The 20,997-nt window shown below is 72.7% G+C and carries 23 protein-coding genes; 9 read left to right on the top strand and 14 right to left on the bottom strand.

From position 1 onward, the window contains the following. Positions 1 to 14: 14 nt before the first annotated feature. Positions 15 to 800: a glucosamine-6-phosphate deaminase gene (nagB, locus tag P3H78_RS04825; RefSeq protein ID WP_276107500.1), complete on the bottom strand. Its 786-nt coding sequence runs from the start codon at positions 798 to 800 to the stop codon at positions 15 to 17. Between the two features lie 650 nt (positions 801 to 1,450). On the opposite strand from nagB, the gene P3H78_RS04820 reads away from it, so the two are divergent. Then, positions 1,451 to 2,917 (top strand): sensor histidine kinase, encoded by a 1,467-nt coding sequence (locus P3H78_RS04820; protein ID WP_276107847.1) that lies wholly within the window; start codon positions 1,451 to 1,453, stop codon positions 2,915 to 2,917. A 194-nt stretch (positions 2,918 to 3,111) separates the two neighbouring features. Here P3H78_RS04820 and P3H78_RS04815 read toward each other — a convergent pair whose 3' ends face one another. Both P3H78_RS04815 and P3H78_RS04810 read right to left on the bottom strand, forming a co-directional pair. After that, complete coding sequence (locus P3H78_RS04815) at positions 3,112 to 3,369, bottom strand: WhiB family transcriptional regulator (RefSeq protein ID WP_016639615.1); 258 nt, start codon at positions 3,367 to 3,369, stop codon at positions 3,112 to 3,114. Positions 3,370 to 3,689: 320 nt separating this feature from the next. Continuing rightward, positions 3,690 to 4,658, bottom strand: coding sequence for a diacylglycerol/lipid kinase family protein (locus tag P3H78_RS04810; protein WP_276107499.1), 969 nt, complete (start codon positions 4,656 to 4,658; stop codon positions 3,690 to 3,692). A gap of 133 nt (positions 4,659 to 4,791) precedes the next feature. Between P3H78_RS04810 and P3H78_RS04805 the strand changes: the two genes are divergently transcribed. Beyond that, positions 4,792 to 5,259, top strand: a complete 468-nt coding sequence (locus P3H78_RS04805; protein ID WP_276107498.1) for a hypothetical protein — start codon at positions 4,792 to 4,794, stop codon at positions 5,257 to 5,259. Between the two features lie 31 nt (positions 5,260 to 5,290). Here P3H78_RS04805 and P3H78_RS04800 read toward each other — a convergent pair whose 3' ends face one another. The 3 genes from P3H78_RS04800 to P3H78_RS04790 form a co-directional block, all read right to left on the bottom strand. Beyond that, positions 5,291 to 6,460, bottom strand: a complete 1,170-nt coding sequence (locus P3H78_RS04800) for an RNA polymerase sigma factor SigF (RefSeq protein ID WP_276107846.1) — start codon at positions 6,458 to 6,460, stop codon at positions 5,291 to 5,293. 17 nt (positions 6,461 to 6,477) lie between these two features. Beyond that, a complete protein-coding gene (locus tag P3H78_RS04795) occupies positions 6,478 to 6,891 on the bottom strand; it encodes an ATP-binding protein (RefSeq protein ID WP_276107497.1) in 414 nt (137 codons plus the stop codon). A gap of 247 nt (positions 6,892 to 7,138) precedes the next feature. Further along, positions 7,139 to 7,399, bottom strand: a complete 261-nt coding sequence (locus tag P3H78_RS04790) for a UBP-type zinc finger domain-containing protein (protein ID WP_276107496.1) — start codon at positions 7,397 to 7,399, stop codon at positions 7,139 to 7,141. 62 nt (positions 7,400 to 7,461) lie between these two features. Between P3H78_RS04790 and P3H78_RS04785 the strand changes: the two genes are divergently transcribed. Further along, on the top strand, positions 7,462 to 9,057 hold the full coding sequence (locus tag P3H78_RS04785) for a Na+/H+ antiporter (protein WP_276107495.1): 1,596 nt from the start codon (positions 7,462 to 7,464) through the stop codon (positions 9,055 to 9,057). 133 nt (positions 9,058 to 9,190) lie between these two features. On the opposite strand, the gene P3H78_RS04780 is transcribed toward P3H78_RS04785, so the two are convergent. Then, on the bottom strand, positions 9,191 to 10,108 hold the full coding sequence (locus P3H78_RS04780; RefSeq protein ID WP_276107494.1) for a 1-aminocyclopropane-1-carboxylate deaminase/D-cysteine desulfhydrase: 918 nt from the start codon (positions 10,106 to 10,108) through the stop codon (positions 9,191 to 9,193). 298 nt (positions 10,109 to 10,406) lie between these two features. On the opposite strand from P3H78_RS04780, the gene P3H78_RS04775 reads away from it, so the two are divergent. From P3H78_RS04775 to P3H78_RS04760, 4 genes are all read left to right on the top strand, one after another. Next, positions 10,407 to 11,813 (top strand): family 2B encapsulin nanocompartment shell protein, encoded by a 1,407-nt coding sequence (locus tag P3H78_RS04775; protein WP_276107493.1) that lies wholly within the window; start codon positions 10,407 to 10,409, stop codon positions 11,811 to 11,813. A gap of 115 nt (positions 11,814 to 11,928) precedes the next feature. Then, on the top strand, positions 11,929 to 13,101 hold the full coding sequence (locus P3H78_RS04770; RefSeq protein ID WP_276107492.1) for a family 2 encapsulin nanocompartment cargo protein polyprenyl transferase: 1,173 nt from the start codon (positions 11,929 to 11,931) through the stop codon (positions 13,099 to 13,101). Positions 13,102 to 13,332: 231 nt separating this feature from the next. After that, the gene (locus P3H78_RS04765; RefSeq protein ID WP_276107491.1) at positions 13,333 to 13,983 is read left to right on the top strand and encodes a GNAT family N-acetyltransferase; all 651 of its coding nucleotides are present in this window, start codon (positions 13,333 to 13,335) and stop codon (positions 13,981 to 13,983) included. 226 nt (positions 13,984 to 14,209) lie between these two features. Beyond that, positions 14,210 to 14,434, top strand: a complete 225-nt coding sequence (locus P3H78_RS04760; RefSeq protein ID WP_276107490.1) for a hypothetical protein — start codon at positions 14,210 to 14,212, stop codon at positions 14,432 to 14,434. Between the two features lie 23 nt (positions 14,435 to 14,457). Here P3H78_RS04760 and P3H78_RS04755 read toward each other — a convergent pair whose 3' ends face one another. The 3 genes from P3H78_RS04755 to sodN all read right to left on the bottom strand — a co-directional run bounded on the left by P3H78_RS04755 (position 14,458) and on the right by sodN (position 16,153). Beyond that, positions 14,458 to 14,874: a VOC family protein gene (locus tag P3H78_RS04755; RefSeq protein ID WP_276107489.1), complete on the bottom strand. Its 417-nt coding sequence runs from the start codon at positions 14,872 to 14,874 to the stop codon at positions 14,458 to 14,460. Positions 14,875 to 15,122: 248 nt separating this feature from the next. Next, positions 15,123 to 15,533, bottom strand: a complete 411-nt coding sequence (locus P3H78_RS04750) for a helix-turn-helix transcriptional regulator (protein WP_276107488.1) — start codon at positions 15,531 to 15,533, stop codon at positions 15,123 to 15,125. Between the two features lie 224 nt (positions 15,534 to 15,757). Then, the gene (gene sodN / locus P3H78_RS04745; protein ID WP_276107487.1) at positions 15,758 to 16,153 is read right to left on the bottom strand and encodes a superoxide dismutase, Ni; all 396 of its coding nucleotides are present in this window, start codon (positions 16,151 to 16,153) and stop codon (positions 15,758 to 15,760) included. Positions 16,154 to 16,298: 145 nt separating this feature from the next. On the opposite strand from sodN, the gene sodX reads away from it, so the two are divergent. Next, positions 16,299 to 16,733: a nickel-type superoxide dismutase maturation protease gene (sodX, locus tag P3H78_RS04740; protein WP_276107486.1), complete on the top strand. Its 435-nt coding sequence runs from the start codon at positions 16,299 to 16,301 to the stop codon at positions 16,731 to 16,733. On the opposite strand, the gene P3H78_RS04735 is transcribed toward sodX, so the two are convergent. Further along, complete coding sequence (locus P3H78_RS04735) at positions 16,637 to 17,266, bottom strand: CGNR zinc finger domain-containing protein (protein ID WP_276107485.1); 630 nt, start codon at positions 17,264 to 17,266, stop codon at positions 16,637 to 16,639. The genes sodX and P3H78_RS04735 overlap by 97 nt on opposite strands. Before the next feature lie 100 nt (positions 17,267 to 17,366). Here P3H78_RS04735 and P3H78_RS04730 point away from each other — a divergent pair, with 100 nt between their 5' ends. Next, entirely contained in the window at positions 17,367 to 18,143 is a 777-nt protein-coding gene (locus P3H78_RS04730) for a class I SAM-dependent methyltransferase (protein WP_276107484.1), read from the top strand. A gap of 59 nt (positions 18,144 to 18,202) precedes the next feature. Here the strand turns inward: P3H78_RS04730 and P3H78_RS04725 are convergent, their stop codons facing one another. Genes P3H78_RS04725 through P3H78_RS04715 form a run of 3 tightly spaced genes read right to left on the bottom strand, consistent with a single transcriptional unit; the run spans position 18,203 to position 20,928 of the window. Further along, positions 18,203 to 18,955, bottom strand: coding sequence for an amino acid ABC transporter ATP-binding protein (locus P3H78_RS04725; protein WP_276107845.1), 753 nt, complete (start codon positions 18,953 to 18,955; stop codon positions 18,203 to 18,205). Between the two features lie 50 nt (positions 18,956 to 19,005). Then, positions 19,006 to 19,941 (bottom strand): amino acid ABC transporter permease, encoded by a 936-nt coding sequence (locus tag P3H78_RS04720; protein WP_276107483.1) that lies wholly within the window; start codon positions 19,939 to 19,941, stop codon positions 19,006 to 19,008. Positions 19,942 to 19,974: 33 nt separating this feature from the next. After that, the gene (locus P3H78_RS04715) at positions 19,975 to 20,928 is read right to left on the bottom strand and encodes an ABC transporter substrate-binding protein (protein WP_276107482.1); all 954 of its coding nucleotides are present in this window, start codon (positions 20,926 to 20,928) and stop codon (positions 19,975 to 19,977) included. Positions 20,929 to 20,997 lie beyond the last annotated feature (69 nt).

The following is a 20,997-nucleotide window of genomic DNA, read 5'->3' as shown; positions in this document are numbered from 1 at the left end:
CGTGTGATCCGGGGTCAGAGGCCCTGCCAGTGCGGCTTGTCTGCGTAGGTGTGCCGGAAGTAGTCGGCGAGCTTCAGCTTGGCGGCCGCGGGCTCGTCGACGACGACCGTGGCGTGCGGGTGGAGCTGCAGGGCCGAGGCGGGGCAGACCGCGGCGACCGGGCCCTCCACGGTCGCGGCGACCGCGTCCGCCTTGCCCTCGCCGGTGGCCAGCAGCACCAGGTGCCGTGCCTCCAGGATCGTCCCGATGCCCTGGGTGATGACGTGGTGGGGCACCTGGTCCACGTCCCCGTCGAAGAAGCGCGCGTTGTCGGCCCGGGTCTGCTGGGTGAGCGTCTTGATCCGGGTGCGGGAGGCGAGGGACGAGCACGGCTCGTTGAACCCGATGTGCCCGTCGGTGCCGATCCCGAGCAGCTGGAGGTCGACCCCTCCGGCCTCGGCCAGCGTCCGGTCGTAGGCCGCGCACGCCGCCCGGACGTCCTCGGCCGTGCCGTCGGGCCCGAGGAAGCCGTCCATGCCGATCCCGAGCGGCTCCAGCACCTCGCGCCGCAGCACCGAGCGGTAGGACTCGGGGTGATCCGCGGGCAGCCCGACGTACTCGTCGAGCTGGGCGATCCGGGCCCGCGAGGCGTCCACGGCACCCGAGCGCACCTTCGCCGCCAGCGCCTCGTACACGGGCAGCGGGGTCGAACCCGTGGCGACGCCGAGCAGGGCGTCCGGCCTGCGTCCGAGCAGCTGCGCCATGGCCTCGGCGACGAGCTCGCCACCCGCGGCGGCGTCCGGAACGATGACAACTTCCACGCTGGGGCCTGCCGATCTGGGGAGAGCTGACCGGACCCGGTCAGGAGGGCCGTGTGGTTTAGACCAATCTAACAGAGCGGGGCCCTCCGGAGGAGGTGCGCGCCGCGCCGGGCGGGCCGGGCGGAAATTGCCCCGCCCATCCGGTCCCGCCGGTGGTCCGGGCGGGCTAGGCTGCGTCCTGGAAGCCGGTACCTCCGGCACCGGTCCGGCGGACCCCTGTGGGACTGCCGTCCGGTGAAGAAACCACAACAACCGTCCTCCCGCACATGGACAGCCCCGAGTGGTCTAGTCCAGAATGCGGCGACGAACCTCGCACGGCGCACCCCGCGCGGCACCGCCCGGGCACCCCGTGCGACGCACGAGCCTCCGCCTTCCCCGCACAGGAGGGCGGACCGAGGAACCGGTGCTCTCTGCCCTGACGGCCCCGGCTCCTCTCCTTCGGCCGACCGGGACCGCACACCCCGCGGCCGATATTGCTCCGGGCTGCGGTGCCGGGAGGGCTGAGGGTCCCTCCCAGGCGCCGCGGCCCGCGGGTGTCTCCGGGGCCGGATCCCCCGGACGGCGCCGTCCACGCCCCCGCGCCCCGAGGCGGCCTCGGCCGGTTTCGAACGACGGCCGAACACCCGGGTACGCTCGCAGACGTGCCCTCCATGAACGAACTCGTACGCCAGCACACGGCCCTCGACGACTCCGACCTCGAGTGGCTCCACCTGCTGGTCTCGGAGTGGCAGCTGCTCTCCGACCTGTCCTTCGCCGACCTGGTCCTGTGGGTGCCCACCCGGGACGGCACCCGCTACGTCTCCGTGGCGCAGATGCGGCCCAACACCGGGCCGACCTCCTACCAGGACGACATGGTCGGCCACCTCGTCCCGCGCGGCCGCCGCCCGATGCTGGACGCGGCGCTCGACGAGGGCCGGATCGTGCGCGAGGGCGACCCCGAGTGGCGCGAGGAGGTCCCCGTCCGCGTCGAGTCCATCCCGGTGCGCCGCGAGGGACGTGTACTCGGTGTCATCGCCCGCAACACCAATCTGCTCACCGTGCGCACCCCGAGCCGGCTGGAGCTGACGTACCTGCAGAGTGCCTCGGACCTCGCGCAGATGATCGCGGCCGGCTCCTTCCCCTTCCCGGACCAGCAGGTCGACATGGACGCCTCGCCGCGCGTCGGCGACGGGCTGATCCGGCTCGACGTCGACGGCGTCGTGCAGTACGCCTCGCCGAACGCGCTCTCGGCGTACCACCGGCTCGGGCTGGCCGCCGACCTGGTCGGGCACCACCTCGGCCGGACCACCGCCGAACTCGCCCCCTCCCGGGGTCCGGTGGACGAGGCGCTGGTCAAGCTGGCCAGCGGCTGGGCGCCCCGCGAGTTCGAGATCGAGGCGCACGACGGCGTCATCCAGTTCCGGGCGATCCCCCTCAAGCCCAAGGGGACCCGCATCGGTTCCCTGGTGCTGCTCCGGGACGTCACCGAACTGCGCCGCCGCGAGAGGGAGTTGATCACCAAGGACGCGACCATCCGGGAGATCCACCACCGGGTGAAGAACAACCTCCAGACGGTGGCGGCCCTGTTGCGGCTCCAGGCCCGGCGCATCGGCTCCGAGCGGGGCCGGGAGGCGCTGGAGGAGGCGGTCCGCAGGGTCGGATCGATCGCCATCGTGCATGAGACGCTGTCCCAGAACCTGGACGAGCGGGTGGAGTTCGACGAGATCGCCGACCGGGTGCTGTCGATGGTCGCCGAGATCTCGCCGGGCCGGGTCACCGGCCGGCGCAGCGGGCGGTTCGGCATCCTGGACGCGGAGGTCGCCACTCCGCTGTCGATGGTGCTGACCGAGATCCTGCAGAACGCCCTGGAGCACGGCTTCGGGCCGGGCGAGACCGGCACGGTGGAGGTCTCCGCGGTGCGCGGCGGCACCACCCGCGAGGCCCGGCTGCTCGTCACCGTCCAGGACGACGGGGTCGGCCTGCCCCAGGACTTCGACCCGCACCGCTCGGGCAACCTCGGCCTGCAGATCGTGCGCACCCTGGTCGAAGGCGAGTTGGGCGGCACCTTCGACATGGTCCCGGCTCCGGAGCGCGGCACCCGGGTGATCCTCGACATCCCTGTCCGCGCCCACAAGTAGCGCGCCGCGCGCGGCGCTTGGCGGGGTCCGCGAAGCGCCGCGCACAGCAAAGAGCCCCGGACCGGGGTACGGTCCGAGGCCAGTGCTCGCTGTATGACAAGCGCGGGGGGTACTGCGCGCTGCGGCTCGGGGGCGGGAGATGCATACGCTCCGTATGCGCCGCCAAGCTCAAGCTGTCCGTGGGGCGGACTGGGTCAGGCGGAGGCCTGACGGGCCCGGTTGCGGGCGGCGCGGCGCTTCATCGCACGACGCTCGTCCTCGCTGAGACCACCCCAGACGCCGGAGTCCTGACCGGACTCGAGCGCCCACTGCAGGCACTGCTCCATAACCGGGCAGCGACGGCAGACGGCCTTGGCTTCCTCGATCTGCAGCAGCGCAGGACCGGTGTTGCCGATGGGGAAGAAGAGCTCGGGGTCTTCCTCGCGGCAAACGGCGTTGTGACGCCAGTCCATGGCTGCTACCTCTCCTTGGTATGACATGCGGGTTGCTTGTGAATGTGAACGCTTTCACGAATCCCTCAACAAGTGAAGGGCCGACCGTCAGGCTTCCCTGGCGTGGTCCTGTGGATTGAAGAGGGGTTCCGGCGATCTCCGGGGCCCTGTGTGGTGGCCCGTCCCGATCGCCACGTAGAGACTCGCAAACCTCGGCGGCGGATACAACCCCTTCAAGAAAGTTTTTTTTGATTCCTCGGTGTCGACTAGGTCACAGCCGTACTTCCATGGGGTGGACCCTGGCCTAAACGTTCGAGTGAAAGGACTTTGGCCTCTTCCACTCACACAATCACACGCAGTGCACGGCGTACGCCTGTGAACGTCACGCTCGTCCGGAGCCCCAGGTGGTCGCCGTCCATCTGCAGGGGCAGCGGCACCTTCGAATGCAAGGTGAAGCCGTCGAGGTCGTGCAGTGAGACCGCATGCCTGCCGTGCGGTCCCCGCTCTGGGGACGAAGTGAGCAACTGGGTGCCATACCGGGCGGCCGCGGCGATGGACAGACGGCTGAGACCGAGTACGTCGAGCCCCGTGTCGAACGAGGCGCCGGGCGAGGTGTACATCGGACGGTTGCCGAGATACGTCCAGGGCGAGGTGTTCGAGACTATGGCCACCACCAGGTCCGTGACCGGATCCTCACCGGGCCGCTCCAGCGTCACCGCCCCGTGCCGGCGGCTGGGCCCGCCGAGGAACTGGCGGACGACCTGCCGGACGTAGAGGGCGTGCGTCGACCTCCGGCCGCGCTCGCGCTGCTGCTCCACCCGCCCGACCACGCCCGCGTCGAAACCGAGCCCGGCGGTGAAGGTGAACCAGCGCTCCGGGACCGCCGCGTCCTCCGTCCCCGGGGTTCCGGCCGCGAGCCCCAGCCCGACGGTCCGCTCCCGGCCGGCGGCCAGCGCGTCCAGCAGGGCGCCGGTGGCCTCCACGGCGTCGTTCGGCAGGCCCAGGGCGCGGGCGAAGACGTTGGTGGAGCCGCCGGGGACCACGGCGAGGCGGGGCAGCCGCTCGAGGTCGGGTCCGCGGTGCAGCAGCCCGTTCACCACCTCGTTGACCGTGCCGTCGCCGCCGAGGGCCACGACCAGGTCGATGTCGTCGCTGTCCGCGGCCTGCCGGCCCAGGTCGCGCGCGTGGCCGCGGTACTCGGTGGTGACCGTCTCCAGCTTCATCTCGCTGGCGAGCGCGTGGATCAGGACATCGCGCGTACGTGCGCTTGTGGTGGTTGCCGCCGGGTTGGCCACGAGAAGTGCACGCATGAAGGGCAGCGTACCTACTGGGTGGTACCGGGCCCAGAGCGAGGTAGGGATCCGGTAAGACGGGTAAGACGGGAAGGGGCGGAGGGCGTGAGCCCGGACACGGGCGGACGGGGCCCCGGGCTACTCTTCAGAGGTGAGCAGTGAGCAGACCCCCGCCCCCCGCACCACGGACGACGCCGCGGACCCTGCCGGACCGCGCCCGCGGCGGCTGACCGCTGCGGCCGCGCTCTCCGCGCTGGAAGGGCTCGCGCTCGTCGTCGCCGGGATCTGGATGCTCGTCCTCGGCGCCGGAGCCGACGGGGGAGACCGGCAGCAGGCCGTCGCCGGCGGCGTCACGGTCCTCGTGCTCGCCCTGCTGCCGCTCCTAGCGGCCCGCGGGCTGATGGCCCGCCGCAGCTGGAGCCGGGGACCGGCGGTCATCACGCAGGTCATCGCACTGCCCGTGGCCTACAGCCTGCTCCAGGCCGACAGCGTGGCCATCCCGGCCGGCATCGCGCTCGCCGTCGTGGCGGTGGCCTCGCTGGTGCTGCTGGTCCACCCGGCGACGACACGGGCCCTCGGGATCAAGGGCCCGGGCCGGGCCCAGGAGGACAAGAGGTAGGACGGGGCGCGCCCGCGGCAGGTGCCGGGGCCTACTCCTCCACCAGCAGCTTCTCCCGCAGCTGGGCCAGCGTGCGGGCCAGCAGGCGCGAGACGTGCATCTGCGAGATGCCGACCTCCTGCGCGATCTGCGACTGGGTCATGTTGCCGAAGAAGCGCAGCAGCAGGATGCGCTTCTCGCGCGGCGGCAGGTCCTCCAGCAGCGGCTTCAGCGACTCGCGGTACTCCACGCCCTCCAGCGCCAAGTCCTCGGCGCCGAGGGTGTCCGCCACCGCAGGGGACTCGTCGTCGGTGTCCGGCACGTCCAGCGAGAGCGTGGAGTACGCGTTCGCCGACTCCAGCCCCTCCAGGACCTCCTCCTCGGAGATCGCCAGCTTCTCCGCCAGCTCGTGCACCGTGGGGGAGCGGCCGTGCAGCTGGGACAGCTCGGCCGTCGCCGTGGTGAGCGCGAGCCGCAGCTCCTGCAGCCGGCGCGGCACGCGGACCGCCCAGCCCTTGTCGCGGAAGTGCCGCTTGATCTCGCCGACGACCGTCGGGGTCGCGTACGTGGAGAACTCCACGCCGCGGTCCGGGTCGAAGCGGTCGACCGACTTGATCAGCCCGATGGTGGCGACCTGGGTGAGGTCGTCCAGCGGCTCCCCGCGGTTGCGGAAGCGGCGCGCGAGGTGCTCCACGAGCGGCAGGTGCATGCGGACCAGCCGGTTGCGCAGCTCCGCGTACTGCGGGCTGCCCTCCTTCAGCGCACGCAGCTCGACGAACAGCGCGCGTGCTCCGCTGCGGTCCTGGGCGCCGTGCGGCGTGCCGTGCGCACCGGGCGCGCTCTGCGCACCGTCCTCGGAGTTCCGCTCGTGCTCGCTCATCGTCCCGCCCGTCGCCCTTCCCCGAGCCCGCGCCTCGGATCCTCCCGGGGAGACCCCGCTCCGCGCCGGTGGAGACGCACCCGGCGCGACCTCGCCCGGGTCCTGCGGCTCCTCGCCCGGGACGCCGGGCACCGGGGGATCGTCCTGCGGATGCGGCCTGGCCTGCTCGGGGATGCCGTCGACGCCGGGCGCCGGGTGCCGGGGACCGGCCGGACCGCCGCCTCCCGGGCCGCCGGCCCCTCCCGTTCCCCCGCCGTCGCCCGGACGGGGGGACTTCCCTGCGCGGGGCGGGGTCGTGCCCCCGCCCGGCAGCTTCCGCGTGCCGCGCTCGTCGTCCCGCACCGGCCCGTCCCCGTTCCTCACGCCGGCCCGGGTCCCGCGCCGCGCTGTTTGTAGAGGCTGATGGACACGGTCCTGTCCTCGTCCACCGCCGAGGAGACCTTGCCCGCGAGGGCGGACAGGACGGTCCAGGCGAAGGTGTCGCGCGAGGGGGCGTGACCGTCCGTGGTCGGCGCCGAGACCGTGACCTCGAGCGAGTCGTCGACGAGCCGGAAGACGCAGCTGAGCACCGAGCCGGGCACGGCCTGCTGGAGCAGGATCGCGCAGGCCTCGTCGACCGCGATGCGCAGGTCCTCGATCTCGTCGAGGGTGAAGTCCAAGCGGGCGGCGAGACCGGCCGTGGCCGTACGCAGCACCGACAGGTAGGCACCCGCAGCCGGCAGCCGGACTTCCACGAAGTCCTGGGTCGCGGGATCGCCTGCGATCTGGGACACCCTCACCTCCAAGGTGGTACAAGCTTCATAAGGGCCAGGGGTCGCCCCCCGGTCAACGCGATACGTGGTGCAGCGGTGACGCTACCGCGCTCTCGACATTCCTGTCCCGGGACCCCAACCCTTGCTGTCACTCATAGTAAAACTACGGATACGCTCCGTGGCTAGAGGTCTGCGGGCCCCAAAAGGGAACAGCATGCGCCGGGTTGACGTACCCAGGCGTCGAAGGGCCGAACCGTCCGGGAACCGGTCACAGGAGCACGTGGTCCACGAAGCACCAGCGCCACTCCTCACCCGGCTCGAAGGTCCGCATCACGGGGTGGCCGGACGCCTCGTGATGCCGTGTCGCGTGCTGTCCCGGCGAGGAGTCGCAGCAGCCGACATGGCCGCAGGTCAGGCACAGCCGCAGCTGCACCGGGTGCGTGCCGTTCGCCAGACACTCCGGACACGTCTCGCTCAGGGCCCCCGGCTCCGGATGCGGCAGCGTGCCCGCGTGCGTGCACTGTTTCATGATTGCCAGATTACGACGGGCGCGCGGGTGACCGCGCGGAAAACCGAGGGCGGGCGAGGACGATGGACGTGATGCCGCTGCTGTTGCTGGTGGCGGGCAGCGCCGCGGTGGCCGGGGCGGCCCGGCGCACCCCGGTGCCGGCGCCGCTGCTGCTGGTCGCCGCCGGGCTGGCGGCCTCGTACGTCCCCGGGGTGCCGGACTACACGCTGGAGCCGGAGGTGGTGCTCCCGCTGGTGCTGCCGCCGCTGCTGTACACCTCCGCCCTCGACAGCTCCTACCTGGACCTGCGCGCACAGCTGCGGCCGGTCGCCCTGCTGTCGGTGGGGTACGTGCTGTTCGCGACCTTCGTGGTCGGGTGGGCCGTCTACCGGCTCGTGCCGGGCATGCCGCTGACGGCGGCGCTGGTGCTGGGCGCCGTCGTCGCCCCGCCGGACGCGGTCGCCGCGACCGCCGTCGCCCGCCGGGTCGGACTGCCCTCCCGGATCACGACGATCCTCCAGGGCGAGTCCCTCCTGAACGACGCCACCGCCATCACCGCCTACCGGGTCGCCCTCGCGGCGGCCGTCGGCGCGGGCGCGACCTGGGCCGGCGGCGTGGGCGCGTTCCTGCTGGCCGCGGTCGGCGGTGTCGGTGTCGGCCTGGTCCTGATGGCCCCCATCCACTGGCTGCGCACCCACCTGAAGGAGCCGCTGCTGCAGAACACGCTCTCCCTGCTGATCCCGTTCGTCGCCTACGGCGTCGCCGAGCAGCTGCACGCCTCCGGAGTCCTCGCGGTCGTCACGGTGGCGCTCTACCTCGGGCACCGCGCGTGGGAGGTCGACTTCGCCACCCGGCTGCAGGAGGACGCGGTGTGGAGGATGGTCGCCTTCCTCCTGGAGTCCGCGGTCTTCGCCCTGATCGGTCTCCAGCTCCAGGTCGTCCTCAAGGGGCTCGGCGCGTACGAGGGGACGGACGCCGCCCTCTACGCGGTCGTCGTCTTCCTGGTGGTCGTCGCGGCCCGGTTCGTGTGGGTGTACCCCGCCGCGTTCGTGCCCCGGCTGCTGTCCCGGCGGATCCGGGAGCGGGAGGAGAACCCCACGTGGAAGGGGGCCATGGTCACCGCCTGGGCCGGCATGCGGGGCGTGGTGTCGCTGGCCATCGCCTTCTCGATCCCGCTCACCGTGCACGGCGGCGCACCCTTCCCGCAGCGCAACCTGGTCCTGTTCCTGACCTTCACCACGGTCATCGGGACGCTGGTGCTCCAGGGGCTGACGCTGCCGCCGCTGATCCGGCTGCTGAGGTTCCCCGGCCGGGACGCGCAGGCCCAGACCCTCGCCGAGGCCAACGCCCAGGCGCAGGCGTCCCGGGTCGCCGAGGAGCGTCTGGAGGAGCTGCTGGCCGACGAGCGCAACGCGCTGCCCCCGCCGCTCGCCGACCGCCTCCGCTCGGTCCTGGAGCGCCGCCGCAACGCGGTGTGGGAGCGGCTCGGGCAGGTCAACCCGGTCACCGGCGAATCCGTCGACGACACCTACCGGCGGCTGTCCGCGGAGATGATCAACGCCGAGCGCGAGGTCTTCGTCCGGCTGCGGGACGGCCGCTACATCGACGACGAGATGCTGCGGACGCTGCTGAGGCGGCTCGACCTGGAGGAGGCGGCGGCCTACCGCGAGGCGGCCTGAGCCCGCGGGTCCGGGCGACCGCCGGGCGCGGCGCGCACGGTGCGCACGGCCGGCGGCGCGCGGGGGCGGTCGGGTGCGTCCGGCCGGTGGTGCGTGCGGCCGGCCGTCCGTACGGGGTCCCGCGTCCCGCGGGTCAGGCGGGATCGGGGAAGGGGCGGCCCGTGACGACCGCGGCGAGCGTCGTCCCGCGCGGGAAGGCGCCCTCGCCGGCGAGGACGGCCAGCCCGAACAGCATCTTCGCCACGTACAGGCGTTCGACCGGGACACCATGGCGGTCGCCGAAGTCCGCCGCGAAGGCCTCCAGTGCGGCGGTGGTGCGGGCGTAGCCCCCGCAGTGGAAGCGGTCGTCCAGCGACCAGGTGCCGCGGGGGCCGCCGAACGCCCGCTCCTGCAGGGCACGCACCTCGTCCCCGAGGAAGCCGCCCTTCAGGACGGGTGTCCCGAGCGCCCGCGCGCCGGGGGGCAGCCCGGCGGCCAGGCCGGCCAGGGTGCCCCCGGTCCCGCAGGCGACCGCGACCACGTCGGCCCGCCCCCGCAGCTCCTCCCCGAGGGCGCGGCAGCCGCGCACGGCCAGGTCGTTGCTGCCGCCCTCGGGCACGACGTGGGCGCCCTCCTCGCCGAGGGCGCCCAGGATCGCCGCGAGGGTGTCCGGCTCGGTCTTGCGGCGGTACGTCGAGCGGTCGACGAAGTGCAGGCGCATCCCGTCGGCCGCGCACCGGGCCAGGGACGGGTTGAGGGGGCGGTCGGCCAGCTCCTGGCCGCGCACCACGCCGACGGTCGGCAGCCCGAGGAGCCGGCCCGCGGCGGCGGTGGCCCGCAGGTGGTTGGAGTACGCCCCGCCGAAGGTGACGACGGTCCTGCCGTCCGCCGCCGCCAGGTTGGGCGCGAGTTTGCGCCACTTGTTGCCGATCAGCTCCGGGTGGATCAGGTCGTCGCGCTTGAGGAGGAGGCGCACGCCGTGCCGCGCGAACCGTTCGTCGGACAGCTCCTGCACGGGCGAGGGCAGCCGGGGGGCGAGGGCGCCGGGGCCCGGCGCGGCGGAGCGGATCATCCGACCATTGTCACCGCGGGTGGCCGAAACCGGCACCCGGCGCCCCTCGCCGAACGGCCCCCGCCGGCCCCGTCCCGGCGCCGCGCGCACGCCCCCGCCGCACCGCGCCCGACCCCCGTGACCTGCGCTCCGGCCGGTACGGCGCCCACGCCGGACGGCGTCTCTGCCCCTGTCCGGGGTGATCCATTCCCGCTCTTTCGGGTAATGGTACGGACACACTGCGTGATGAAAGGCTGTTGCCCGCAGATCGATGCCCGGCGCAGGTCGATGCCGGGCACGAAAGGGAGGGCAATTCTCTATGTCGGTAGGCGAAGAGGTCCGCGCGGAGCAGACCCGGTCCCAGCAGAGTCTCGGCACCACCGCCGCGCGGAACCTGGCCACCACCACCAAGTCCGTTCCCCAGATGCAGGAGATCAGCTCGCGCTGGCTGCTGCGCATGCTGCCCTGGGTCGACGTGCAGGGCGGCACGTACCGGGTGAACCGGCGGCTGACCTACACCGTCGGGGACGGACGCATCACCTTCGTGAAGACCGGCGACAGTGTCGAGGTCATCCCCGCGGAGCTCGGTGAACTGCCGGCGCTGCGCGCGTTCGAGGACGAGGAGGTGCTCTCCGAGCTGGCGCAGCGCTGCCGCCAGCGCGAGATCGGCGCGGGCCAGGTCATCGCCTCGTTCGGCAACCAGGCCCACGAGGTGTACCTGCTCGCGCACGGCAGGGTCGAGAAGATCGGCACCGGCCCCTACGGCGACGACCAGATCCTCGGCTTCCTCGCCGACGGCGCCTACTTCGGCGAGCAGTCGCTGCTCGACCCGGACGCCATCTGGGAGTACACGGCCCGCGCGGTCACCGCGTGCACCGTGCTGATCCTGACCCGGCACGACTTCGAGCAGGTCGCCGAGCGCGCCGACACGCTGCGCGCCCATCTCCAGCAGCAGCGCTCCATCCCCTCCCAGCGCACCAACAAGTTCGGGGAGAAGGCGGTCGAGCTCGCGGCGGGCCACAGCGGCGAGCCGGACATCCCGCACACCTTCGTCGACTACGAGGCCCGGCCCCGCGAGTACGAACTGAGCATCGCCCAGACCGTGCTGCGCATCCACAGCCGCGTGGCCGACCTGTACAACCAGCCGATGAACCAGACGGAGCAGCAGCTCCGGCTCACCGTCGAGGCGTTGAAGGAGCGCCAGGAGCACGAGCTGATCAACAGCCGCGAGTTCGGCCTGCTCCACAACTGCGAGTACGACCAGCGCCTCCAGCCCCACGACGGCGTGCCGAGCCCGGACGACATGGACGAGCTGCTGAGCCGGCGCCGCGGCACCAAACTGTTCCTCGCCCACCCGCGGGCGATCGCCGCCTTCGGGCGCGAGCTCAACAAGCGCGGACTGGTACCGGAGACCGTCGACATGGGCGGCAACCGCATCCCGACCTGGCGCGGAGTGCCGATCTTCCCGTGCAACAAGATCCCGGTCACCGAGGCCCGGACGAGCTCGATCATCGCGCTGCGCACCGGCGAGGAGGACCAGGGCGTCATCGGCCTGCGTGCGAGCGGGATCCCCGACGAGATCGAGCCGAGTCTGTCGGTGCGGTTCATGGGCATCAACGAACAGGCCGTCATCAACTACCTGGTCACCGCCTACTTCTCGGCGGCGGTCCTCGTCCCCGACGCCCTCGGCGTCCTGGAGAACGTCGAGGTCGGCCGTTGGCGCTGACACCTTCCGCCCGCCCGCGGTGTCCGCGACCGCGGGGCCGGGTACACCCTGGGGGTACGTGCCGGGGTCCGGCAGCGACCGTGCCGTCGTCCGCGGACCCGCCGAGGGGGATCGGATGGCCGAGTACATGACCGAGACGACACAGCGCCCCGCGGGGGCGGGGGGAGCGGCGGCGACGCCCGCCGGGCCGCCGGGCGAGGAGCACGGGGAGGCGCGTGCCCTGTGGTCCGTGGGCAGACAGCGGAGCGGCTCTGCGGACACCGCCGACGGGCACGACGCGCCCGCGATCCTGGACCGAGCCCGTTCGGTGGTCGACCCGGAGCTGCGGGCGGCGGTGGCGTCGCTGCCGGCCGCGCTGCGCCGGATCGCGCGCTACCACTTCGGCTGGGAGCACGCGGACGGCACCCCGGCGGCCGAGCACGGGGGCAAGGCGATCCGCCCGGCCCTCGTCCTCACCGCGGCCGCGGCGGTCGGCGGCCCCGAGGCCCGGACGGCCGCGGCGCGGGCCGCGGCGGCGGTGGAACTGGTCCACAACTTCACGTTGCTGCACGACGACGTGATGGACCGGGACGCCACCCGCCGGCACCGCGCCACCGCCTGGACGGTGTTCGGTGACCCGGCGGCGATCCTGGCCGGGGACGCCCTGCAGGCACTGGCCCTGCGGGTGCTCGCCCAGGACCCGCACCCGGCGTCCCCGGCGGCCGCCGCCCGGCTCGCCGCCTGTGTGGTGGAGCTGTGCGAGGGCCAGCAGGCGGACACCGCCCTGGAGCGGCGCGACCCCCGCGAGGTCACGCTCGGCGAGGTGCTCGCCATGGCCGAGGCCAAGACCGGTGCGCTGCTGGGGTGCGCCTGCGCCCTCGGCGGGCTCTACGCGGGGGCGGCCGAGGACGACGTCGAGGCGCTGGACGCCTTCGGGCGGCAGGCGGGACTCGCCTTCCAGCTCATCGACGACGTCATCGGCATATGGGGCGACCCGGGCCGCACCGGCAAGCCGGCCGGTGCCGACCTCGCCGCCCGGAAGAAGTCGCTGCCCGTCGTCGCCGCGCTCACCTCGGGCACACCGGCGGCCGAGGAGCTGGCCACGTTGTACGCGAGGCCGTACCGGGAAGGAGAGACGGAGCGGACGACGCTGGCCGTGGAGCGGGCCGGCGGCCGGGACTGGGCACAGACGGAGGCGGCCGACCTGATGGGCCGGGCCGTCGGCGAACTGGCCCGGGCCGTCCCGGACCCGGTTCGCGCGGGCGGACTGCTCGCCCTGGCCGAGTTCGTGACCAGACGCACCAGCTGAGAGCGCTCCACCACCGCCGCGCCGGCCGACTCCGGTCCCGGCCCGGCGGCCCGAGGACCCGGCGTCCCCGGCCCCGTACGGCACCTGACCCCGTGCGGAGGCCGGAGGCTCCGGCCGGGTGGGTCCCGCACTTCCCCACGGTGTGCGGGCCCCGCCCTCTTCTCCCCGCCGGCACCGGCTACGCTCAACGCCCGTACATGCGAAACGGGTTGAGCCAAGGGGACGGGTGGGATGGGCGTGGCGATCCGGACGGCGGACGAGGGCGACCGCGAGCTGGTCGTACGGCTCCTCGACGAGGCCTTCCAGAACGACCCGGTCAGCAGCTGGGTCTTCCCCGGGGCCGACCACCGCCGCGCGACCCACCACCGGCTGATGGCCGCCTTCACCGACACCGTGCTCGCCGAGGGACGGATCGACCTCACCGAGGACGGCGCCGGATGCGCGCTGTGGCTCATGGTGCCGGCAGGCGACCCCTCCGCCGCGCCCGGGCCCGCCGCGTCCGAACCCGGCACGGGCGGGGACGGCGTCGAGGGCAGCACGGCCAAGGAGGCCGCGCGGCTGCGCGAGACCGTGGACCCGGACAACGAGCGGGTGGAGCGGATCGCCCGGCTGATGGCCGAGGCGCACCCCGCGGACCGCGCCCACGCCTACCTGTGGATGATCGCCGTCACCCCCGCCCGCCAGGGCGAGGGCGTGGGCGCCGCCCTCGTCCGGCACGCCCTCGACCGCTGCGACGGCGAGCGCCTGCCCGCGTATCTGGAGGCCAGCAGCGCACGCAGCGTGCCGCTCTACGAGCGCCTGGGCTTCGCCCCCACCGGGCACACCCTCGATCTGCCGGACGGCCCGCGGATGTGGCCGATGTGGCGCGAGCCGCGCGGCTGAACCGCCCCACCGCCACCGCCCCGCAGGGCCCGCGGGCGCCCGGCCGTTACGACACCCGCCCCGCACCACCGGCACGTGCCGACGGGCCATCGGCTCCCGGCCTCGGCGGCCGCGGTCTTGCAGGCCGTCGCCGCACCGCCGCTTGGTCGCAGGCCGGACTGAAACCGCCCGGCGGCACCGGTCGCCCTCGCGGGCGCGCGGCCCGCGGCCGTCCTAGCCTGAGGGCATGGACAGCGCAGAGCAGCACGTCTGTCCCGTCTGCGGGCAGCCCGTCGCGTCGGTCGTCCGGAAGTACAAGACCCTGGGCGCGTGGGTGCCGCGCTGGGGCCCCGGCCCGTGCCGCAACCCGGCGTGCGCCTCCGGGCCCGAGCCGACCGCCCCGGCCCCGGACACCCCCGAGCCCGCCCCGCCCGACCGCCCGGCGGCCCCACGGGAGCCCCCGCACGCCTGACGGCCGGGAACCGCCGCCCGTCCTCAGTCCGCCGGGCGCTGCATGAAGCGCAGCAGGTTGCCCGCGGGGTCGCGGAAGGCGCAGTCCCGGACGCCGTAGGGCTGGTCCATGGGCTCCTGGACGACGTCGGCGCCGTGCTCGCGGACGCGGTCGAAGAGCGCGTCGCAGTCGGCGGTGGTGAAGATGACCCCGCGCAGCACGCCCTTGGCCAGCAGCTGGGCCATGGCCTCCTTGTCGGCGGGGGAGGTGTCCGGGTTCGCGGCCGGCGGTTCCAGGACGATCTCCACGTCGGGCTGGAGCGGCGACCCCACGGTCACCCACCGCATCCCCTCGAACCCGACGTCGTTGCGGACCTCCAGGCCCAGGACGTCGCGGTAGAAGGTGAGCGCCTTGTCGTGGTCGTCGACGGCGATGAAGCACTGGCGCAGTTTGAGGTCCATGCACTCACGCTAGTGCTGTGACCGAGAAGGTTCACCGGCTCGCGGCGTCCGGCACGGCACCTCGCTGCGTCGTCGCCTCACCCGGGTACATCCCCGTGCGTGGGCGACGCTCCGTCGTGCGATGCTCACCCGCAGCCTGAACGGCGTGGGAGGTGCCCCCGGCACCGGACGCCGCGAGCATCCCGGCACACCCCTCCGGCCACGGCACTGGCCGCGCCGCGCGGGCGGGGCAGGCGCGACGCGGGTCCTCAGGGCAGGCGCGGCGCGGGCTTGCGGCCCGGGCGGGTGAAGGTGCGGGCGACGCACGGCGGGATCACCGCGCTGTCCTCGTGGCGCCGCGCCCGGTAGGCGCTCGGGGTCTCGCCGACCAGCTCCGTGAAGCGGGAGCTGAAGGAGCCCAGCGAGGTGCAGCCCACGGCCATGCACACCTCCGTGACGCTCAGGTCGCCCCGCCGGAGCAGGGCCTTCGCCCGCTCGATGCGCCGGGTCATGAGATAGCCGTAGGGCGTCTGCCCGTAGGCGGCCCGGAAGCTGCGCTGGAAGTGCCCCGGCGACATCAGCGCACCGCCCGCCAGCTCGGTCATGTCCAGCGGTTCGGCGTACTCGCGGTCCATCCGGTCCCGGGCCCGCCGCAGCCGTACCAGGTCTTCGGGCGTCATGCGGCCAGCATGGCACGCCCACCGCCGCCCGTACCGGGGCACGGGCGGCCCCATGGCCGCGAGGGAGCGGTCCGGCGTCCGGCGGCACCGCACCGCACCCGAGGGCGGGCCGCAACGACCGCACCCGGCCCCCACGGCCGCCAGTGCGGCGGGCCGGGGACCGGGTGCGGTCGGCGGAGACGCTGCGGCCCGGTGGAGCCGCAGGCCGAAGGCGTGATCGAGGATCAGGCCTTCTTGGTCTCCCAGAAGATCTTGTCGATCTGGGCGATGTAGTCCAGCGCCTTCTGGCCGGTGGCCGGGTCGGTGGAGCCCTTGGCCGCGGACAGCGCCTTCAGGGCGTCGTTCACCAGCTGGTGCAGCTCCGGGTACTTCTCGAAGTGCGGAGCCTTGAAGTAGTCGCTCCAGAGCACGGAGACGTGGTGCTTCGCGAGCTCGGCACGCTGCTCCTTGATGACGGTGGCGCGCGCCTGGAAGTGCGGGTCGTCGTTGCCGGCCATCTTCTCCTGAACGGCCTTCACCGACTCCGCCTCGATGCGGGCCTGGGCCGGGTCGTACACACCGCAGGGCAGGTCGCAGTGCGCGCTGACCTTGACCTTGGGGGCAAACAGGCGGGAAAGCATGGAGCATTCCTTCCTCGTGATCGTCTTCTCAGGTGGGACATTACTCCCTGCGAGAGGTGTTTTCGCGAGTGCCCCCATGGGCTTAGGACAAAAGTCCGGGGTGAGACTGAGACTGGTGGAGGAAGAACCGGGGAGGTGCCGGGTGATGCCGGAGCTGTCGCAGGAGACCGACCGCAGGGGAGTGGCGCTTCCGTTCGGCCTGGCGGAGGTCACCGGGCCGTCCATGGTCCCGACGCTGCACCACGGCGACCAGCTGCTGGTGCAGTACGGTGCGCGGGTCCGGCCCGGTGACGTGGTCGTCCTGCGCCATCCGTTCCAGCAGGACCTGCTCGTCGTGAAGCGCGCCGCCGAGCGGCGCGAGGGCGGCTGGTGGGTGCTCGGGGACAACGCCTACGCGGGCGGGGACAGCACCGACTACGGGGCGGTTCCGGAGGACCTGGTCCTCGGCAGGGTGCGGTTCCGCTACCGGCCGCGGACGCAGGGTCAGCGCTCGCCGCTGGCGCTGGTGCGCTGGGCGCTCTCCGCGGCCAGGCCGGTGCTGGCCGACCGGTCGGCCTCCAGGCGCTTGCGGGCACGGTAGGCCGCCACGTTGGCGCGGGTCGCGCAGCGGTCCGAGCAGTAGCGCCGCGACCGGTTGGTCGAGGTGTCGAGGTAGGCGTTGCGGCAGGGTGCGGCCTGGCACATGCCGAGCCGGTCGACGCCGTACTCGGTGAGGTGGAAGGCCAGCCCCATCGCCGCGATGGCCGCGTAGCCCGCGGTCGCGTTGGACGGGTGGTCCGCCAGGTGCATGTGCCACAGCGGGCGGTCGTCCTCGTCTCGGTGGTCGTGCCCGGAGATCTGCGGGCTCACCGGGAACTCCAGCAGCAGCGAGTTGAGCAGGTCCACCGCGAGGGTCTCGTCGCCCTCGTCGGCGGCCTCGAAGACCGAGCGGAGCCGCCCCCGCACCGAGCGGAACCGCGTGACGTCGGCGTCCGTGGCCCGCCGGGCCGCCGACGCGTTGCCGCCGAACAGGTCGCGGATCGCGTCGACCGAGGTCAGATCGTCCTTGCCCCGGGCCGGCTCCTCGCTGTTCACGAGACGGACGGCGTAATCCGAGTAATAGGCCAGTTCCACTTGTAGTCCTTACCGAGGCCCTCTATGGTCATGGAAGCGGTCGGGTAACAGCCGATCGTGGTTTCAGGGTATTACGCATCGGGGCTGGGGAAGGGGAGACATGACGGACACGGGTACACACGTGACGGCATCGGGCACCGACTGGGCGGCCTGGCAGGAGAGCTGGGACCGGCAGCAGGAGTGGTACATGCCCGACCGCGAGGACCGCTTCCGGGTCATGCTGGACATGGTGGAGGCCGTCGCCGGCTCCGCCCCGCGCGTCCTCGACCTGGCCTGCGGCACCGGCAGCATCACGTCCCGGCTGCTCGCCCGCCTCCCCGGCGCCACCAGCACCGGCGTCGACCTCGACCCGGCGCTGCTCGCCATCGCGGAGGGCACCTTCGCGGGCGACGAGCGGGTCACCCTCGTCACCGCCGACCTGAAGGACCCCGACTGGCGGGCCGGGCTGCCGCACGACTCCTACGACGCGGTCCTCACCGCCACGGCCCTGCACTGGCTGCACGACGGGCCCCTCGCGGCCCTCTACGGCCAGGTCGCCGAACTCGTCCGCGACGGCGGCGTCTTCATGAACGCGGACCACATGATCGACGAGTCGACCCCCCGGATCAACGCGGCCGAGCGCGCCCTGCGCCACGCTCGCATGGACCGGGCCAAGGACAACGGCGCCCTCGACTGGGCCGAGTGGTGGCAGCTGGCCGCCGCGGACCCGGCGCTGGCCGGCCCCACGGCCCGCCGCTTCGAGATCTACGGCGAGCACGCCGACGGCGACATGCCCTCCGCCGCGTGGCACGCGCGCGTCCTGCGCGAGCACGGCTTCGCCGAGGCCCGCCCGGTGTGGTGCTCCCCGTCGGACACCCTCCTGCTGGCCCTGAAGTAGGCGGCCGTGCGAAAGGGGCGGTACGGGAGGACCCGTACCGCCCCTTTTCGGCGGTGCCGTCAGAGGACCTTCGACAGGAACGACTGCGTGCGCTCGTGCTGGGGGTTCGTCAGCACCTCGCGCGGGTGGCCGGACTCGACGACCACCCCGTCGTCCATGAAGACCAGGCTGTCGCCGACCTCGCGGGCGAAGCCCATCTCGTGGGTGACGACGACCATCGTCATGCCGGACTCGGCCAGGTCCCGCATGACGTCGAGGACGTCACCGACCAGTTCCGGGTCCAGGGCCGAGGTCGGCTCGTCGAACAGCATCAGCTTGGGGTCCATGGCCAGCGCCCGGGCGATCGCCACCCGCTGCTGCTGGCCGCCCGAGAGCTGCGAGGGGTAGTGCCCCGCCCGGTCGGCCAGGCCCACGCGCTCCAGCAGCTGCATCGCCCGCTCCCGGGCCGCACTCCGCTGGGCGCCCTTGACCTGGACCGGCGCCTCGATGACGTTCTCCAGGGCGGTCATGTGCGGGAACAGGTTGAAGCGCTGGAAGACCATGCCGATGTCCCGGCGCTTCATGGCGACCTCGCGGTCGCGCAGCTCGTAGAGCTTGTCGCCCTGCTGCCGGTAGCCGACCAGCTCGCCGTCGACCCACAGCCGGCCGGCGTTGATCTTCTCCAGGTGGTTGATGCATCGCAGGAACGTCGACTTGCCGGAGCCGGAGGGGCCGATGAGGCAGAACACCTCGCCGGGCTTCACCTCCAGGTCGATGCCCTTGAGGACCTCGACCTGGCCGAAGGACTTGTGCACGCCCTCGGCCCTGACCATCGCCACGGACGCGTCCCGGACGGCGGCGCCGGACGTGGTGAGCTTCTCGGTCATGCCGTGGCCTTCCTGCTGGAGAAGGACGTCAGGTGCGCCCTGACCTTCTGCCACGGAGTCGCCGGCAGGCTGCGGCTGGACCCCCGGGCGTAGTAGCGCTCGATGTAGTACTGGCCCACGCTGAGCACGGACGTCATGAGCAGGTACCAGGCGGCGGCCAGGAAGTACATCTCCACCGGCGAGCCGGAGGTCTGGCCGATGTCCTGAGCCACCCGGAACAGCTCGGAGAACTGCACGACGGACACCAGCGAGGTCGTCTTCAGCATGTTGATGACCTCGTTGCCCGTGGGCGGCACGATCACCCGCATCGCCTGCGGGATCACGATGCGGCGCAGCGTCCTGGCGTGGCTCATGCCCAGCGCGTGCGCCGCCTCGGTCTGGCCCTCGTCGACGGCGAGCAGACCGGCCCGGCAGATCTCCGCCATGTACGCGGCCTCGTTCAGGCCGAGGCCGAGCAGCGCGGTCAGGAACGGGGTCATGAAGTCCGACCACTGGTCCTTGTAGATCGGCCCGAGGTTGATGTACTCGAAGACCAGACCCAGGTTGAACCAGACCACGAGCTGCACCAGGACCGGCGTGCCGCGGAAGAACCAGATGTAGAACCAGGCGATGGACGAGGTCACCGGGTTCTTCGACAGGCGCATCACCGCCAGCAGGATGCCGCCGGCGATGCCGATGGCCATGGACAGCAGCGTCAGCAGGAGCGTCTTGCCCACGCCCTGCAGGATGCGGTCGTCGAAGAAGTACTGCGGGATCGCGCTCCAGTTGATCTTGCCCTGGGCGAACGCGAAGACGATCGCGCCCAGCAGGCCGATCGCGACGAGGGCGGAGACGTACCGCCCGTAGTGGCGGACCGGAATGGCCTTGATGGCCTGGGGTCCGGCCGGGGGCGTGTCCTTGTGCCCCGCCGTCCTGTCGATGTCAGCAGTCACGGGTATTGCCTCTCAGCGGCCTTTCGGGGTCGGTCACTTGCCGCCGTTGACGGCGGACTCCTTGACCGCGCCGTCCTGGGCGCCCCACTTCTCGAGGATCTTCTGGTACTCGCCGCTCTTGATGACGGCGTTCACCGCGGCCTGCAGCGCGTCGCGCAGCTGCGTGTTGTTCTTGCCGACCGCGATGCCGTAGGGAGCCGCCTCGACCTGCTTGCCGACGATCTGGAAGTCCTTGCCGCCGCCGGACGTCTTCACCGCGTAGGCGGCGACGGGGAAGTCCGAGGAGGCCGCGTCCGCGCCGCCGGAGCGCAGGCGGGTCTGGGCCTGCTGGTCGTCGTCGAAGGCCTCGACGGTGAGCTTCTTGCCGCTCGGGCACTTCTTCGCCTCGGCCTTGGCGAGGTCCTCCGAGACGGTCCCGCGCTCCAGGGCGATCTTCTTGCCGCACAGGTCGGACCAGGTGGTGATGCCCTTGGTGTCGCCCTTGCGGGTGTAGATCGACACGCCGGCGGTCAGGTAGTCGACGAAGTCGACGCCCTCGCCGACCTTCTTGCCGGTGGTGGGGTCGATGCCCTCCTGCCGGCTCTTGTTGTCCGTCATCGCGGACATGGCGATGTCGTAGCGGCCGGAGCGGATGCCGGTGAGCAGCGCGTCGAAGGTGCCGTTCTCGAAGTCGACCTTCACGCCGAGCTGCTTGCCCATCGCGGCGCCGAGGTCCGGGTCGAGGCCGACGACGTTGCCGGAGCTGTCCTTGAACTCGACCGGGGCATAGGCGATGTCGGAGCCGACCCGGATGACGCCCTTCTCGCGGACCGACGCCGGGAGCTTGTCCGCGAGGGGGGCGCTGGACGAGCTGCCGGAGCCCGTGTCCTTGTCCTTCGTCTGGTCACCACAGCCGCTGAGCAGCAGGGCGCCGGCGACCGCGATCGCACCGACCGCGGCTGTCCGGGAGTGCGCGGCGGTCGTACGACGGGTGGAGCGTGCGGTCATGGTGGGTTCCTCCGGCGGATGGGTGGAGCTGCCGATGGGTCGACGAGAACACACACCTTCGGGTGTCGC

It is taken from the genome of Streptomyces tropicalis (genome assembly GCF_029269835.1).
Lineage (GTDB): Bacteria > Actinomycetota > Actinomycetes > Streptomycetales > Streptomycetaceae > Streptomyces > Streptomyces tropicalis.
The sequence above is the reverse complement of the archived record's forward strand: the minus strand, read 5'-3'. Positions and strand labels throughout refer to the sequence as shown.

Bases quoted from the DNA above. Each gene is read 5' to 3' on its own strand.
- P3H78_RS04820 (WP_276107847.1), top strand. From the start codon at position 1,451: ATGAACGAACTCGTACGCCAGCACACGGCCCTCGACGACTCCGACCTC.
- P3H78_RS04815 (WP_016639615.1), bottom strand. From the start codon at position 3,369: ATGGACTGGCGTCACAACGCCGTTTGCCGCGAGGAAGACCCCGAGCTC.
- P3H78_RS04810 (WP_276107499.1), bottom strand. From the start codon at position 4,658: ATGCGTGCACTTCTCGTGGCCAACCCGGCGGCAACCACCACAAGCGCA.
- P3H78_RS04790 (WP_276107496.1), bottom strand. From the start codon at position 7,399: ATGAAACAGTGCACGCACGCGGGCACGCTGCCGCATCCGGAGCCGGGG.
- P3H78_RS04785 (WP_276107495.1), top strand. From the start codon at position 7,462: ATGGACGTGATGCCGCTGCTGTTGCTGGTGGCGGGCAGCGCCGCGGTG.
- P3H78_RS04780 (WP_276107494.1), bottom strand. From the start codon at position 10,108: ATGATCCGCTCCGCCGCGCCGGGCCCCGGCGCCCTCGCCCCCCGGCTG.
- P3H78_RS04775 (WP_276107493.1), top strand. From the start codon at position 10,407: ATGTCGGTAGGCGAAGAGGTCCGCGCGGAGCAGACCCGGTCCCAGCAG.
- P3H78_RS04770 (WP_276107492.1), top strand. From the start codon at position 11,929: ATGGCCGAGTACATGACCGAGACGACACAGCGCCCCGCGGGGGCGGGG.
- P3H78_RS04765 (WP_276107491.1), top strand. From the start codon at position 13,333: ATGGGCGTGGCGATCCGGACGGCGGACGAGGGCGACCGCGAGCTGGTC.
- P3H78_RS04760 (WP_276107490.1), top strand. From the start codon at position 14,210: ATGGACAGCGCAGAGCAGCACGTCTGTCCCGTCTGCGGGCAGCCCGTC.
- P3H78_RS04755 (WP_276107489.1), bottom strand. From the start codon at position 14,874: ATGGACCTCAAACTGCGCCAGTGCTTCATCGCCGTCGACGACCACGAC.
- P3H78_RS04750 (WP_276107488.1), bottom strand. From the start codon at position 15,533: ATGACGCCCGAAGACCTGGTACGGCTGCGGCGGGCCCGGGACCGGATG.
- sodN (WP_276107487.1), bottom strand. From the start codon at position 16,153: ATGCTTTCCCGCCTGTTTGCCCCCAAGGTCAAGGTCAGCGCGCACTGC.
- sodX (WP_276107486.1), top strand. From the start codon at position 16,299: ATGCCGGAGCTGTCGCAGGAGACCGACCGCAGGGGAGTGGCGCTTCCG.
- P3H78_RS04730 (WP_276107484.1), top strand. From the start codon at position 17,367: ATGACGGACACGGGTACACACGTGACGGCATCGGGCACCGACTGGGCG.
- P3H78_RS04725 (WP_276107845.1), bottom strand. From the start codon at position 18,955: ATGGTCAGGGCCGAGGGCGTGCACAAGTCCTTCGGCCAGGTCGAGGTC.
- P3H78_RS04715 (WP_276107482.1), bottom strand. From the start codon at position 20,928: ATGACCGCACGCTCCACCCGTCGTACGACCGCCGCGCACTCCCGGACA.